We start from the raw sequence: 14869 nt of genomic DNA on the forward strand, positions 1-14869 counted from the left end.
GCGCCCGCTCCTGCCTGCGTCCGGGTTACAGCTTGCCTTCGTCTTCGAAGACTTCCGTCCAATCTTCGATCAAAAGATCAAGCGCTTCTTGAGCTGTGCCTTGGTCGGCAACCACGTAGTCGTGGATGCGTTTCTGCATTGCCAGCAGGAGTTCCGCATAGGCAGGCTCCTGCCAGAAATCCTGAACTCCACCCATTGCTTCTAGGAAATCACCGGCAAACGGTTGGCTGTCCACGAAACCAGGATCTTCAAGCACCGAGTTATGTGCCGAGTAACCGCCAAGTTCCCACCATTTGGCCTGAACTTCCGGCTGCGCGAACCACTTTATGTACTCAAGCGCGGCGTCCTGTTTATCAGAGTAGCTGACAACAGAAATACCTTGTCCGCCCAGTGTCGAGCCTGCCTGATTTTGTGGTGGGTTCACGAAGAAGTCGATCTTGTCACCACCGGTATTGGGATCGGCATAGAGACCCGGGAAGAACGCGAACCAGTTCATAGCCATGGCGACCTGACCGGATTTAAATGCATCCAAGCTCTCACCCATGTAAGAGTTCGTGTATCCCGGAGGCGTCGCCGTTTTGTAGAACTCTTTGTAGAATTCCAGAGCCTCAACCGCTTCCGGTGAGTTTACGGCACCTTCCATATCATATGAGCCAGGAGTGTTTTCGTATTTGAAACCCCACGGATACAGGGCCCCGGTGACACCCATGGTGATCCCTTCCGAGCCGCGCTCGGTAAAGATTGCAGCCCCATACACAGTCTTGCCGTCGATTTCACGACCTTGGAAGAACTGTGCGATCTGCAACAACTCTTTCTGAGACTGAGGCTCGCGTAGGTCCTGACCAGTCGCTTCTTTGTACGCGGCTTGGATTTCAGGGTTTTCGAACCAATCCTTGCGATAGAACCAACCATTCGCATCGCCCATCGCAGGAAGCGCGTAGTAATTTGGTGTACCCTTGGGCCAGGTCGAATAAGCGTAAACTGTTGCAGGTGCGAAATCGTCCATGCTGATGCTTTCAGCATCGAAGAAGTCGTTCAGCTGGACATAGTGGCCATTCTCAGCGCCACCGCCGATCCATTGGCTATCACCAATCAGCAGGTCGCATAGCTTACCGCCGGAGTTCAGTTCGTTCAGCATCCTGTCCGCAAAATTTGGCCAAGGAACAAATTCGAAATTCATTGTGTGGCCGGATTCTGCTTCGAATTCCTTTGATAGTTCGACAAGCGCGTTGGCCGGGTCCCATGCCGCCCAACATAGTGTCAGATCTTCAGCATTTGCCTTGGTAGAAAGAGTAGTAGCGGCAAGGACTATTGCGCTGACCGAAGCCAGTTTTGTGTAAGTCATCCATTCCTCCCTTTTTTCGCCGTCAATCGAGGATGTGCGAATCGCGGCATACCTCCAAGGCTATTTGAGGTACGCACCTCAAGTCTAGATATTTTTGAGGTTCGTACCTCATAAACCCGAAAGAGATCGCCAACTTTGTCTCCTAGTCATTGATTCCTAAAGAAATTATTCTTTGGACTTGATGCGCATGCATTTTCGGCAGCGAGGTATTGTATGGTCATATCGACTTAAATTCGACTTAAATGGGCGCAGCCGTCATGCGGCCAACAGGTTCAGCGAACCCGCTTCTGAAGCGCTCAAAGATAATTTGGTCGATACCTTTGAGCACTCGAGATAGCGTCAAATAGCGTGGACAACTCGGGACCGTGCATAACTCTTTGTGGTCAGGTGCAGACGTATGAACAATCTCTCCATCGTCCGATTGAACCGCTACCCAATAAAAGGCTTGAGTTCCGAGCCTATGCGAACTGTGGCGCTGCGAGCAGGAGGGGGCATTCCGGGCGATCGCCTGTTCGGATTTGCTCGCTACAACTCCGGTTTCGACATGCAGAACCCAATGCCACTGCCGAAAGATCGTTTTGTCGTTTTGTTGAACGAGGCTGCACTGGCAGGCATTCAGACCGGTTTTGAAATTGAGTCCCAGGCACTTGAGATCAATGCGAATGGAAAGAAACGACGCTTTGACATGCGAGAGTCTGAAGATAGGAAGAATGCGGCAGAGTACCTTTCCTCAGAGATCGATTTAAAAGATCCAGAGCTGCCAAAGTTTGTCTCCGCTGCTCCTCATAGGTTTACAGATGTATCTGTCGTATCACCGCAAATGATGAACGCGATATCTGTTTTGAATCTGTCCTCCGTGAAAAAGTTGGGCGAACAACTGAACGCAGAAATCCACCCGGCGCGCTTCCGAGCGAATATTGAGATAGACGGTTTACCTTCGTTTGCTGAGCTGGATGCAGTTGGATCAGTTTTAAGATTTGGCTATGTCGAGTTGAAGATACTCTCACGTACGAAAAGGTGTGCAGCAACTGAAGTGAACCCGAAAACGGCCGAGCGCGACTTGAATATACCCTACCTTATTCGGAAACTGATGGGCCATATGGATATGGGCGTTTATGTCGAAGTGGTTAATGGTGGAACGCTAACGGTCGGTCAAACTGGGGAAATACTCGCTTAAACCTTGCCTCCTGCCAAAGTGGTTTTTCTAAGAGGTTTGAGCCATATTCGGTCAAACGATTAAACTCAACTCTTGCTCTGTCTTTCTTTTGGCTATCCTGGGTATCGAAGGTTGTCGCGTTCGTGCTTTCTGATCCAGATACGATTGGAGGGCACTCCTTTGACGGAGCCTTGACAAGATCCCTGTTTCAAATAATTTTAATCATTAAAATATATAGGCGGGTGGTGCTCAATGTATCTGGGCTTAGATTTGGGAACGTCAGGTCTCCGCGGGATTCTGGTAGATGACACAGGACACGTTGTCGGTGATGCCGAAGTCAGCATTTCCACTTCGACGCCTAAGCCTGGCTGGTCTGAGCAGGATCCTTTGGATTGGACCAACGCTTGCGAAGAGGTTGTTGGGAAGCTTCGCATTGGCAACCAGCAAGCATTCTCAAAACTGCGAGGTGTTGGCCTAAGCGGACACATGCACGGCGCTACACTACTGGATCATGATGGCGAAGTATTGAGGCCCTGTATTCTTTGGAACGATACTCGGTCAGCCGACGAAGCGGGGACACTAGATCAAACACCAGAGATGCGCGCAATATCGGGAAACATCGTATTCCCGGGGTTTACGGCGCCGAAACTCGAATGGTTGCGTGCGAATGAGCCGGATGTGTTCTCAAAGGTGGGCAAGGTATTGCTGCCGAAAGATTATTTGCGGTTTTGGCTGACTGGCGAATATGTTTCAGACATGTCTGACAGCGCAGGAACATCCTGGCTGGACGTTGACAATCGGCAGTGGTCAGAAAAGGCGCTAGCCATAGGTCACATGCGTGTCGAGCAGATGCCGCGCTTGGTCGAAGGCAGTGATCCGGGTGGAGAGTTGAAGACCCGATTGAGGCAGGAGTGGGGGCTTTCGAATCCGGTTGTCGTGGCTGGAGGTGCTGGCGACAATGCTGCCGCTGCCTGCGGGATCGGGAGCATCAACGACGGCACCGGTTTTGTCTCACTCGGAACGTCTGGCGTATTGCTTGTTGCGCGGGAAGCCTATGCTCCTGATCCGGAAACAGCAGTGCACTGTTTTTGTCATGCGGTTCCTGATCGATGGATACAAATGGGTGTTATGCTTTCAGCAACGAACAGCATGAACTGGCTTGCTCGCAATCTGGGCGAACCCGTGGAAAGACTCGCTTCAGCTATGCCTGAAAAACTGAACGGACCTGCAGCGATCACCTTCCTGCCATATCTGTCAGGAGAACGGACGCCGCATAACAATAGCCATATTCGAGGCGCGTTTTTGGGCGTGGACATCTCGTCAGAGCCCACTGAGTTGACCCAGTCTGTAATGGAGGGTGTTTCTTTTGGAATGAGAGATTGCCTAGAAGCACTGAAGAGCACCGGAACCCAGCCAAATAGCCTTATGGCAGTAGGGGGAGGAGCACGATCTCGGTTCTGGCTGGAAACCTTGGCTACTATTTTGCAAGTTCCACTGGATTTGCCAAAAGGCAGCGAGTTCGGTGCCGCTTTGGGCGCTGCGCGCCTCGCGATATGTGCTGCCAACGGCGCTGAGCCGGCGCAAGTCATGACACCGCCGGAAATTCAGGAACGCATTGAACCACGAGGCGATCTAATTGATACCTACGAAAACGAATACCGGAGATATAAGCAATTCTATGAGGCGCTTGCGCCGCTGGCGGTAAGATGAAACCAGAAACGGGTAAGCCCCATCAGATTGAAACTGCTATTCTTACCGATGGAAGTATGCGTGTTTCGGTCCTGAACTATGGGGCAATCACGCAGGGTTGGTGGTACAAGGACGTCCCGCTCATCCTTGGGTTCGAGGGCCCAAATGAGTATCTCACCGATACGCGTTACCTGGGCGCAATTGTAGGGCGTGTTGCCAACCGGATCAGCGGCGCGACGTTTGACTTGGATGGCGCCAGTTTTGAGCTGAACGCCAACGAGGGCAAAAACACACTGCATGGCGGGGACGATGGGCTGTCTAAACAGTTTTGGGAACTCGAACAGATTGCACAGAACGAAGTCTTTCTGAGCTATGTTTCTCGCGACGGTGAGGGCGGCTTTCCGGGTGAGATCAGGTTCGAGGTCAGGATATGCCTGCTGGGTCCACGCTTGGCATATTCAATAGCTGCACAACCTGACCGGCCGACGCCGATAAGCATTGCGCAACATAACTACTACACTTTGGGCGCCTCGGAAGGCGTAGATCGGCACAAGCTTAGACTCGCTTCAAATCGGTATCTGAAAATCGACGATCAGGGTATCCCGTCGGGCAGGGTGCTTGCGACCACCGACAAAGTGTTGGATTTTTCAACGCCCAAAACGATTGGCAGTGCTCCCGAAGGAATCGATCATTATTTTTGCTTTGATCATGATCGCGGCCCAAAGGCTCCGGTGGCGGAACTCACTTCACCTTCTGGCCTTGCGTTGACAGTCTACTCTGACCAGCCGGGAGCACAGGTGTATTCGGGCTATGAGCTGACAAAACTGCGGCGCACTTCGCGTGGTGTGTGTATCGAGCCATCGGGTTACCCCAACGCACCGAATATCTCGTCGTTTCCTTCAATCATCTATACTCCGGAGTATCCGTATCGGCAGGAACTTATTCTAGAAGTTTCTGAGGAATGACATGAGAGCAGTTTCGCTATTCTTGATTATCGGCTCAACAATCTCAGCGGTGGGTGGTGCGCGTGCCCAATCGCTTGGTCCTCTGCCGGAGTTCCTCGAACCCGACTTTGCAAGTGTCGAGCTGGGGCGGTTGCTGTTCTATGACCCAATATTATCCGGCAACAGGAATATCAGCTGCGCGACCTGCCATCATCCCAAACTTGGCACGTCAGACGGTCTTTCCCTTGGAATAGGGGAAGGAGGGATTGGACTGGGTCCAGAGCGAACGCTGGATCCCGAGAACACCCCGGAACAACGTATTCCTCGAAACTCACCAGGGCTTTGGAACCTCGGAGCTACTGAGTTCACGACGTTTTTCCATGATGGGCGACTAGAGGCAGACCCAACGCAACCTGATGGTATCAGAACACCGTTGGGTACTCATATGCGGTCTGGTTTCAATTCAGCGCTGGCCGCACAGGCCATGTTCCCGGTTTTGTCGCCAGACGAAATGGCGGGTCACTATTCTGAGAATGATGTGAGCAAGTCGGTTCGCCTTGGCTTTCTTACACAGCAAGGTGGTGCGTGGGATCTGATTGCAGAACGTGTTGCGGCCATTCCAGAGTACGAGCAGAGGTTTGAGGACTTAGCGCCGGATGATGGAGTTACGTTCACGGCAATTGCCAACGTAATCGCGGACTTTATCGCGTTCGAGTGGCGCGCGGATAACAGCCTCTTCGATCGCGCGATGCGAGGTGAGGCTGAATTGCCAGAAGAGGCCGAAATTGGCATGGGCCTGTTCTACGGAAAAGCTGGGTGCAGCAACTGCCATTCGGGCTGGTTTCAGACCGATCACAAGTTTCATTCGATTGCACTGCCGCAGATCGGTCCGGGAAAGGCGGCGCGATTTGAAAACCATGTCAGGGACGATGGGCGTCTTCGCGTAACCGGCGATTCCGAACACGCGTTTGATTTTCGTACGCCATCTCTGCGCAACGTGACCCTGACTGCGCCATACGGACACAACGGAGCCTATGCTGAACTTGAGGACATAGTACGCCATCATCTGGACTCGGTGGCGTCCTTGCGAAACTACTTGATCGAGATGGCCACCTTGCCGGACTTCCCCGGCTCTGACGACGAAAGGGCAATGTCGGATAATCAGCACCTGGGTGCGATTGCCCAAAGCAACGGCTTGCCGAAAGTAAGCCTGACGGATCAGGAAATCGACGCTCTTCTCAGATTTCTGGTAAGCCTTGAAGACCCGGCAGAGCGGCTAGGTGTGCCCGACCAAGTTCCAAGCGGGCTACCGGTCGACAAGTAATCAGCGGTAAAAACGTATGATTTGGTTGGGCTGATAGTCCAACCACTCGCCTTTCGATCCATCCGGCCAGATCATACGAACCTGCACCTGATCCTCACTCCCAAGCCCAAAATGCTGAAACCCAGCGATACCACCAGCGTGACCGCCGCCGATTGTGAGCTCGCGGGTCTGAACACCCAGCGAGGTTTTGACTTCAATAAATCCACCAATTGCTGATTGATTGGATTGATCCTGAGTGACATCAATCAATAGCCAGTTGCCACCCTGAGAAGAGTTCTGGCTGACTTCAAGCTCAGTGCCTCGGTTGACGACCACCAGATCCAGCTTCCCATCGTTGTTCAGGTCAGCAAGCGCTGCGCCACGAGCCTTAGCCATCGAGGCAGCACCGGCATCTGCTGCAGCTTCAATAAACTGACCGTCGGAGTTCTGTAGTAGTAGGTTATTGGGGTCGTTCAGAGCCGCATCGGGCATCTGTTCTACGTTTCCCTTGGCCACGAATATATCGTCCCGGCCGTCGTTATTGACGTCGCCAAATTGTGCGTGCCACCCGGTGGATGGCCTTCCGTCTCCGCCGATATGCGGTATATGAGCGGTCGTACCCTTTTCGTAAGTTGCATCGCGCCAGGTCGGGCCGTTTGTCGCTGGGTCAAAAATCTGGAGTTTCTGATCACCCATTGAGGTCAGATAAACTTCGGGAAATCCATCTCCTGTAAGGTCCCGAGAGGCGATCCCCATTCCCCAGATCGAAAATGGAAGCCAGCCTTCGCCTTCCGAGTATTGGCGCGGCTCAGGCTCCATCGCCCACAATTGCTCGTGACCGCCGCGAACATAGTAGTGACGGTCGTTGCTGACGCGAAGATCTGCGCGGCCAGTTCGGGCCCAGTCCGAAAACAAAATGGAAAGTGAGCAGTAGCCGGGCTCAAGATGCAGCGGCTCACGATACGAGTCGCCTTCTGGACGGTACAAAAGGGTTGGGCCGCAGGATTCAAAGGGACCTTCGGGATCAAACCGATCAACATAAGTGCCAAACGCCAAGGTCGGTAAAGCTTGCCCGCTTTCCCATGTTGCCGAGAACCCTGTGGTCCAGTGATCCTCCGACTGAAACCCGAGTTCAGTGAAAGGGCTGAATTGGCAGTCGGAATGGCCCCGAAGAAGCAGGTCTGGGCCAACACGCAAAATCGCCAGATCCATAACGCCGTCGCTATCAACGTTGAGAGGGTAGGCGCCGATCACACCAGTCAGCGAAAGATCTTCAGGCGTCTTTGCCTGAAATGCTATCTGTTCGTTCGAGGTATTGATGAACAGTTGAGACCGGTTTGAACCGCCAGCCAAAAAGAGTTCTGGCAGCGAGTCCCCATTGCAATCGAAAACGGCCACACCACCACCGACAAAATGCTCCCACTCGCCATCATAGACATGTTTTGGTACATCCACATTTGTAAACTGGGGAATAACAGTGTCCGCATTCGCAACTGTGGCCAAAGTCGCAAATATCGCAAACTCAAGACGCATTCGCCGTCAGCTCCTTGACCTTGAGAATTGAGATTTGTTCAATTCCATAGGCTGCCGCCCCCTTGGCCCACATCATGTCACCCCAGTGATGAACTTTGATCTGGGGTAAAGGTGCATCGACATTCACAACGCCGCTTTGAATGCGGGTCATAACTTCGTTGGAACACAAATGCTCAAAGCTCATTTGTGCCCCCGAGACGATAATGCACTCTGGGTCATACAAATTGATCAGGTTGGAAATCCCGAGGCCAAACATCTGACCTGCGCGGGCAAGCACCGACGAAGCTCTGGCGTCACCCGAGTTGGCGCGGTCATGAATGTCGGAAATGGAGTCCATGTCGTTGGTATGACCAGTTACCGTCATCTCGCGGATCAAAGCATAGTCGCCCACATAGGCTTCTAGACACCCGCGTTGCCCGCATTGGCATAGGGCCCCGTCAAGTTGAACTTTGGTGTGCCCAAACTCAGCGCCGCAACCTCGTTCTCCACGGTATAGATTGCCGTCCAATACGATGCCAAGGCCAACACCGTGTTCGATCGTAACAACGAGGAAGTTCTTTAAACCCTTGCCCAAGCCAAAAAGCTGTTCGGCCTTGGCGACAAGATTGGCGTCGTTGTCGACGAATGCGGGGCAGGGCAGCGCATTTGAAAGCAAGTGGCTAAAATCAATGTTTCTCTCAGTAATCGAAGAAGACCAGTGCACAAAATTCTTGTTTGCATCGACCAGTCCAGCCACCCCGATAGAAACACCTGCCAAATGAGCGACAGAACGATCGATCTGATTGCAGGTTTCTTCAAGAGCTTCGCGGATCGCCGATACAAATTCTTGCGGCGACATCCTGGCGTGATCCAAAGCATATTTATGGGATGCGACTTCGTTTCCTTCAAAGTCGACCAAGATAACCGAGATCACTTGCCGAGCCACCTTGAGACCGGCCACAAGATACATCTGGCCGTCCAATTGCAGCAATACTCTGGGTCTGCCTCTCTTCCCCGACTTGGACTGTGCCTGGCTTTCAGTCTCTTTGACTAGCCCGGCCGAGATGAGATCAGCCGTGGCAGCGGTGACGGTCGCAGGGCTGGTTTGCAAGGCGGATGCAATATCGATCCGCGAGACGGACCCTTTGGCTCTGATGTGCTCCAATACCCGCAGGCGGGTCGTATTTCTTTGTTCCAAAGAAACCGGAGAGGCTTTGCTTTTCAGCATCTTGTCCTCGCGAATCTTGCTGTTGGTCCAATCTATTTGAATTTGCCTGCCTCTTGTAGAGTAAATATTTTACTGGCTGAAATAAATATGGTATTCAAATTTGTGAGAGCCGCGAATCGAAATGCGATGGCTCGGCAAATGGGAGGAAATCATGAAGAGAATTCTCAGCTTTTCGGCTGTGGCCACTTTGTTGGCTTCGACCGCATTCGCAGAGCCAGTAATTGGCGTAAGCTGGTCGAACTTTCAGGAAGAGCGTTGGAAAACGGATGAGGCGGCTATTAAATCGGCGCTTGAAGCAGGGGGTGCCGAGTACATCTCGGCGGACGCGCAATCGTCTTCCGCAAAGCAGCTATCGGACATCGAAAGCCTGATCGCCCAAGGTGTAGACGCGCTTATTATTTTGGCCCAAGACGCGCAAGCAATCGGACCGGCTGTTCAGGCTGCGGCTGACGAAGGTATTCCGGTCATTGCTTATGATCGCCTGATTGAGGATGACCGTGCATTCTATCTGACTTTCGACAATGTGGAAGTCGGCAGAATGCAGGCTCGGGCTGTCTTTGAGGCCATGCCCAAAGGCAACTACGTGATGATCAAGGGCTCTCCTACTGATCCGAACGCAGATTTCTTGCGGGGTGGACAGCAGGAAATTATCGGAGCAGCAGTGGACAGCGGTGACATCGTAATCGTTGGTGAAGCCTATACCGATGGCTGGTTGCCGGCAAACGCGCAGCGAAACATGGAACAGATCCTGACCGCGAATGAGAACAACGTGGATGCGGTTGTTGCATCAAATGACGGTACTGCAGGCGGGGTAGTCGCGGCCCTAACTGCTCAGGGCATGGAAGGCATTCCAGTGTCCGGTCAGGACGGCGACCACGCAGCGTTGAACCGCGTTGCGCTGGGGACTCAGACCGTATCTGTTTGGAAAGACGCGCGTGAGCTTGGCAAGGCGGCGGGCGAAATCGCGGTTGCGCTGAGCGGCGGCACAAGTCCTGCTGATGTCGAAGGCGCAGTTAGCTGGACATCACCAGGTGGCACCGAGATGAACTCGGTTTTCCTAGCGCCTGTTCCAATCACTAAGGGCAACTTGTCCGTGGTTGTTGATGCCGGATGGATCCCGCTGGAAGATCTTTGCCAAGGCGTTGAAAACGGACCTGCCCCTTGTAACTAAATCACTCAGCCCTAGGCCTCTTAGTCTGGGCCTGGGGCAAATGCTGAATATGAAAGATCGGAAATGACCGAAACTTCGTCTCAGCCGATACCTGAAAAAGCGAAACCCAGCCTGTTCCAGCAACTGGAACTGGATATGCGGCTTTTAGGAATGATCGGCGCATTTGTCATCCTGTGTATCGGGTTCAACATCTTCACGGACGGACGGTTCTTGACGCCTCGGAACCTGTTCAACCTCTCCATCCAGACGGTTTCAGTGGCCATTATGGCGTGCGGAATGGTGTTCATTATCGTCACTCGCCACATCGACTTGTCGGTAGGAGCGCTGCTGGCAACAACCTCGGCCGTGATGGCTATGACGCAAACCGAGCTTTTGCCGCAAATACTTGGGATGGGTTTGAACAATCCGGCAACCTGGGCGATCACAATTGTTGTTGGCCTGTTTGTCGGCACACTGATTGGTGCGTTTCATGGCTGGATGGTCGGCTATCTGACGATACCAGCCTTCATCGTCACGCTTGGTGGATTTCTGGTGTGGAGAAACGTGGCGTGGTATCTGACCAGCGGCCAGACGATTGGTCCTCTGGATAGTACATTCCTGATGTTTGGCGGGACCAACGGAACACTGGGCACGTCGACAAGCTGGCTGTTTGGGTTGTTCGCCACCGCGATCGCGATCTGGGCGTTGTGGAGTGGTCGCCGCGCAAAAGCGTCACATGGTTTCCCGGTAAAACCTGTTTGGGCCGAGGCCACTCTGGCCGGGATAATCGCAATTGCTATCCTTGGGTACGTTTACATCGTAAACAGCTACGCCATTCCGACGCGCCGGCTGCAACGTATGTTCGAAGCGCGCGGCGAGACAATGCCAGAGGGGCTGGTTGTAGGATACGGCATACCGATTTCTGTCCTCATTCTGATTATCGTGGCCGTCACGCTGACAATTGTGGCGCGAAAAACCCGGTTTGGACGCTACATCTTTGCCACCGGCGGAAACCCGGATGCGGCAGAGCTTTCTGGCATCAATACTCGGCTGCTGACCGTGAAGATTTTTGCGCTTATGGGCTTCCTGTGCGCCGTTTCTGCTGTGGTCGCCTCGGCGCGTCTGGCAAACCACTCAAACGACATTGGCACGCTGGACGAACTGCGCGTCATCGCCGCTGCAGTGATAGGAGGAACCGCATTGTCCGGCGGCATCGGCACTATCTATGGCGCGATCCTTGGCGCATTGATCATGCAGGCGCTGCAATCGGGCATGGCAATGGTTGGCGTTGACGCGCCGTTTCAGAACATCGTGGTCGGCAGCGTCCTCGTGTTGGCTGTCTATATCGACATCGTTTATCGCAAACGACTGGGGGCAAAATGATGCAAGCACAGGATATGCAGAAAAAACCTTCCGGCACCGGGCGCGGTTCAGGCGCGCCGCCGTTGGTCGAGATGCGCGACATCTCGATTTCCTTTGGTGGGGTCAAGGCCGTCGACCATGTGTCGGTCGATCTCTATCCGGGTGAAGTCGTTGGTCTACTTGGCCATAACGGGGCCGGAAAGTCCACGTTGATCAAGGTATTGTCCGGTGCCTATCAGATGGACCACGGCGAGATCCTGATCGATGGCAAGCCGGTCGAGATTGGCAATCCCCGTGACGCCCGGGCAAACAATATCGAAACGATATATCAGACGCTCGCGTTGGCCGACAATCTGGACGCGACATCAAACCTGTTCCTGGGGCGCGAGATGACGACGCCTTTTGGTTTGGTCAACGACGCAGCCATGGAGGCCGAGTGCCGAAAAATCATGGCGCAGCTCAACCCGAACTTTCAGAAGTTCAATGATCCGGTTTCCGCCTTGTCAGGGGGGCAAAGACAATCAGTGGCGATCGCTCGGGCTGTCTACTTCGACGCACGTATTTTGATCATGGATGAGCCGACAGCAGCGCTTGGGCCGCATGAAACTCAGATGGTGGCGGATTTGATCCACCAGCTAAAGGCGCAAGGCATTGGGATATTCCTGATCGATCATGACGTGCATGCCGTCATGGAACTGTGCGACCGCGCATCGGTCATGAAGAACGGAAAACTGGTTGGCACGGTCGATATCGCAGACGTCACTGATGACGACCTTTTGTCGATGATCATTCTCGGCAAACAGCCAACGCAAAAAGCAGAATAGGGTCAGGTATGACAAGCGGATTTTTCAATGGGATCGAACGGATCCAATATGAGGGCGTGGATAGTCAAAACCCAATGGCCTTCCGGCATTACAACCCCGATGAAGTGATTTTGGGTAAACGCATGGAAGACCATCTGAGGTTTGCAGTGGCCTGGTGGCATTCCTTTGCATGGGAAGGGGGGGATCCCTTTGGAGGACCCACCCTGGAGCGCCCATGGCATCCGCAGGACGACATGGGACGGGCCCGCATGAAGGCCGACATCGCTTTCGAGATGTTTGAACTTTTGGGTCAACCCTATTTTTGCTGGCACGACGCTGACATCCGTCCCGAGCAAGGCAACTTTGCTGAAAACCTCAATGCCTTGGAAGAGATCACCAATTACATCGGTGAAAAGATGCAGGTTTCAGGCACCAAGCTTCTTTGGGGTACGGCCAATATGTTTAGCCATCGTCGCTGGATGTCCGGCGCCAGTACTAATCCAGACCCTGACGTTTTTGCATACGCCGCAGCGACAGTAAAATCCTGTATCGACGCGACCCACAAGCTTGGCGGCGAAAACTATGTTCTTTGGGGCGGACGTGAAGGCTATGAGACCCTGCTGAACACGGATCTGAAAACCGAACTGGACCACATGGGCCGATTTTTAAACATGGTCGTAGAGTACAAGCACAAGATCGGGTTCAAAGGTACAATTCTTGTAGAACCGAAACCTCAGGAGCCTTCCAAGCACCAATACGACTATGACGCAGCTACTTGCATCGGATTTCTCAGGAAGTACGGGTTGGAGAACGAAGTGAAACTGAATCTCGAGCAGGGCCATGCGATTCTTGCTGGGCATAGCTTTGAGCATGAAATTGCGGTCGCGGCCGCAGAAGGGATGCTGGGTTCGATTGATATGAACCGCAACGACTATCAGTCTGGATGGGATACAGACCAATTCCCGAACAATACACCGGAAGTTGCCCTAGCTTACTATTACATCTTGAAGGCCGGTGGTTTTACCACCGGTGGCACTAATTTCGACGCCAAAATTCGCCGACAATCGATTGACGCCGTCGATCTGGTGGCGGCTCATATCGGTGGAATGGACATATGCGCACGCGGTTTAAAAGCAGCGGCTGCAATGATTGAAGATGGAGGTTTGGAAAACGCGCTTTCGCAACGGTATTCCGGTTGGAAATCTCCAAAAGCGGAGTCCATGTTAAGCGGCAGCCTGGATGAAATTTTCGCTCGCGTTTTAAGTGACGGAATAGACCCAGAGCCGCAATCTGGACGCCAGGAAATACTAGAGAATTATTTGAACAGATTTGTTTAACTGCCAAACTTAGGTATTTTCCGCTGTTGTCAAAAGTCACGCCGAGCCGCCCTCGGTTCTGAGGACGCGAGGGGAGGTTTTGTTCATAGCCCGTCCATAAAGACAAATCCTTTCCTTGATCTGGTCAAACGGCCGCAATTCTTTTTGGGTCACAAATGCTTGACGTTTGGGTCAGAAATGAATGACGTGATTGACCGATTTAATGAGGTTTTGGCCGTCGATTGAGTCAAATATCAGTGACGTTCCACATTTACTGTTGAACGTCACACGAACCTGACCCAACCGTCACAGTTGGACCAGAAACGGGGTGAACGTTCGACATCGGAAGGCACCCCCGATGTTGGACATCAATTAATTTTGGCCTCTGCGTCTTAAACTGACCCAAAATTCCCATTTTAATTCTCCCGCAGAGGGTTTCGTTTGATCTGGCTCCCCTTTTGGAAAATCTGGGCTGATTTGCAGATCAGACAGCGAAGCTGCCTGTTTCTGCCGACCTGCCACGTGGCGGACGCGGGAGGGGGCGAGGCAATGCTATTCGATAGCGGTGGTGCGGCCCGCAGGCATAGCCGAGGACACGTTCCTGTCTAATAGCGTTGCCCGAGGGGGAGAGCCGCGCCCTCACCCTGACGGCCAAGGGCGTTTGGCTTGTCCAAATCCCGCTGGCCCACGAAAGGAAGGTGATGGGAAAGAGGGCTTACCGCTATTTGCGATCGAACCCTTCTGTCAAACTTCAAAAAGTAATTGTGGCCACCAAGCAGACCTTCGCTGCTAGTGCAGCACTAGGCCTTAGTGACGGCGGCAATGCACTGGAAGCGGACGTTAAATCAAAGATGCAGTGCTTTGGAGCCTTGGACAGCAGCTATGCAGACAAAGCTGCCGTTGATTGTTCATTACAATTGGAAATCTAACGATCTAGTCGCAGCGTTTTCTGAGAAAGTCTCTACGCATATTCTTCAAATTCTGGGTTGTGCATTTGAACCCAACGAGTGTCTCATCAGGTTGTAATGTGTTCATTGGATCTTAGCAGTGTTCGACGCGTC

Annotated in this window: 11 protein-coding genes; 8 read left to right on the plus strand and 3 right to left on the minus strand. The window is 52.9% G+C overall.

Going from position 1 to position 14869, the window contains the following annotated elements:
* Window positions 1-25: 25 nt before the first annotated feature.
* Window positions 26-1345 (minus strand): ABC transporter substrate-binding protein, encoded by a 1320-nt coding sequence (locus AC2FGC_RS19290; protein WP_058276126.1) that lies wholly within the window; start codon window positions 1343-1345, stop codon window positions 26-28.
* Window positions 1346-1742: 397 nt separating this feature from the next.
* On the opposite strand from AC2FGC_RS19290, the gene AC2FGC_RS19295 reads away from it, so the two are divergent.
* The 4 genes from AC2FGC_RS19295 (at window position 1743) to AC2FGC_RS19310 (ending at window position 6458) form a co-directional block, all read left to right on the plus strand.
* A complete protein-coding gene (locus AC2FGC_RS19295; RefSeq protein WP_496725584.1) occupies window positions 1743-2522 on the plus strand; it encodes an MOSC domain-containing protein in 780 nt (259 codons plus the stop codon).
* 231 nt (window positions 2523-2753) lie between these two features.
* Window positions 2754-4211, plus strand: coding sequence for a xylulokinase (gene xylB / locus AC2FGC_RS19300; RefSeq protein WP_496725583.1), 1458 nt, complete (start codon window positions 2754-2756; stop codon window positions 4209-4211).
* Complete coding sequence (locus AC2FGC_RS19305) at window positions 4208-5155, plus strand: aldose epimerase family protein (RefSeq protein WP_496725582.1); 948 nt, start codon at window positions 4208-4210, stop codon at window positions 5153-5155. Before xylB ends, AC2FGC_RS19305 begins: the two co-directional genes overlap by 4 nt.
* A 1-nt stretch (window position 5156) precedes the next feature.
* Complete coding sequence (locus AC2FGC_RS19310) at window positions 5157-6458, plus strand: cytochrome-c peroxidase (RefSeq protein WP_496725581.1); 1302 nt, start codon at window positions 5157-5159, stop codon at window positions 6456-6458.
* Here the strand turns inward: AC2FGC_RS19310 and AC2FGC_RS19315 are convergent, their stop codons facing one another.
* Entirely contained in the window at window positions 6459-7970 is a 1512-nt protein-coding gene (locus AC2FGC_RS19315; RefSeq protein WP_496783182.1) for a CRTAC1 family protein, read from the minus strand.
* Entirely contained in the window at window positions 7960-9177 is a 1218-nt protein-coding gene (locus AC2FGC_RS19320; RefSeq protein WP_496725579.1) for an ROK family protein, read from the minus strand. Before AC2FGC_RS19320 ends, AC2FGC_RS19315 begins: the two co-directional genes overlap by 11 nt.
* A 151-nt stretch (window positions 9178-9328) precedes the next feature.
* Here AC2FGC_RS19320 and xylF point away from each other — a divergent pair, with 151 nt between their 5' ends.
* From xylF to xylA, 4 genes are all read left to right on the plus strand, one after another.
* Complete coding sequence (gene xylF, locus AC2FGC_RS19325) at window positions 9329-10348, plus strand: D-xylose ABC transporter substrate-binding protein (RefSeq protein WP_496725578.1); 1020 nt, start codon at window positions 9329-9331, stop codon at window positions 10346-10348.
* A 63-nt stretch (window positions 10349-10411) separates the two neighbouring features.
* On the plus strand, window positions 10412-11710 hold the full coding sequence (locus tag AC2FGC_RS19330) for a sugar ABC transporter permease (RefSeq protein WP_496725577.1): 1299 nt from the start codon (window positions 10412-10414) through the stop codon (window positions 11708-11710).
* Complete coding sequence (locus AC2FGC_RS19335; RefSeq protein ID WP_496725765.1) at window positions 11710-12513, plus strand: ATP-binding cassette domain-containing protein; 804 nt, start codon at window positions 11710-11712, stop codon at window positions 12511-12513. Before AC2FGC_RS19330 ends, AC2FGC_RS19335 begins: the two co-directional genes overlap by 1 nt.
* A gap of 8 nt (window positions 12514-12521) precedes the next feature.
* A complete protein-coding gene (xylA, locus tag AC2FGC_RS19340) occupies window positions 12522-13829 on the plus strand; it encodes a xylose isomerase (RefSeq protein WP_496725576.1) in 1308 nt (435 codons plus the stop codon).
* The last annotated feature ends 1040 nt before the right edge of the window (window positions 13830-14869 follow it).

Source organism: Ruegeria sp. CDSC054, assembly GCF_059610645.1.

Bases quoted from the DNA above. Each gene is read 5' to 3' on its own strand.
- AC2FGC_RS19320 (WP_496725579.1), bottom strand. From the start codon at position 9,177: ATGCTGAAAAGCAAAGCCTCTCCGGTTTCTTTGGAACAAAGAAATACG.
- xylB (WP_496725583.1), top strand. From the start codon at position 2,754: ATGTATCTGGGCTTAGATTTGGGAACGTCAGGTCTCCGCGGGATTCTG.
- AC2FGC_RS19310 (WP_496725581.1), top strand. From the start codon at position 5,157: ATGAGAGCAGTTTCGCTATTCTTGATTATCGGCTCAACAATCTCAGCG.
- AC2FGC_RS19330 (WP_496725577.1), top strand. From the start codon at position 10,412: ATGACCGAAACTTCGTCTCAGCCGATACCTGAAAAAGCGAAACCCAGC.
- xylA (WP_496725576.1), top strand. From the start codon at position 12,522: ATGACAAGCGGATTTTTCAATGGGATCGAACGGATCCAATATGAGGGC.
- AC2FGC_RS19295 (WP_496725584.1), top strand. From the start codon at position 1,743: ATGAACAATCTCTCCATCGTCCGATTGAACCGCTACCCAATAAAAGGC.
- AC2FGC_RS19290 (WP_058276126.1), bottom strand. From the start codon at position 1,345: ATGACTTACACAAAACTGGCTTCGGTCAGCGCAATAGTCCTTGCCGCT.
- xylF (WP_496725578.1), top strand. From the start codon at position 9,329: ATGAAGAGAATTCTCAGCTTTTCGGCTGTGGCCACTTTGTTGGCTTCG.
- AC2FGC_RS19335 (WP_496725765.1), top strand. From the start codon at position 11,710: ATGCAAGCACAGGATATGCAGAAAAAACCTTCCGGCACCGGGCGCGGT.
- AC2FGC_RS19305 (WP_496725582.1), top strand. From the start codon at position 4,208: ATGAAACCAGAAACGGGTAAGCCCCATCAGATTGAAACTGCTATTCTT.
- AC2FGC_RS19315 (WP_496783182.1), bottom strand. From the start codon at position 7,970: ATGCGTCTTGAGTTTGCGATATTTGCGACTTTGGCCACAGTTGCGAAT.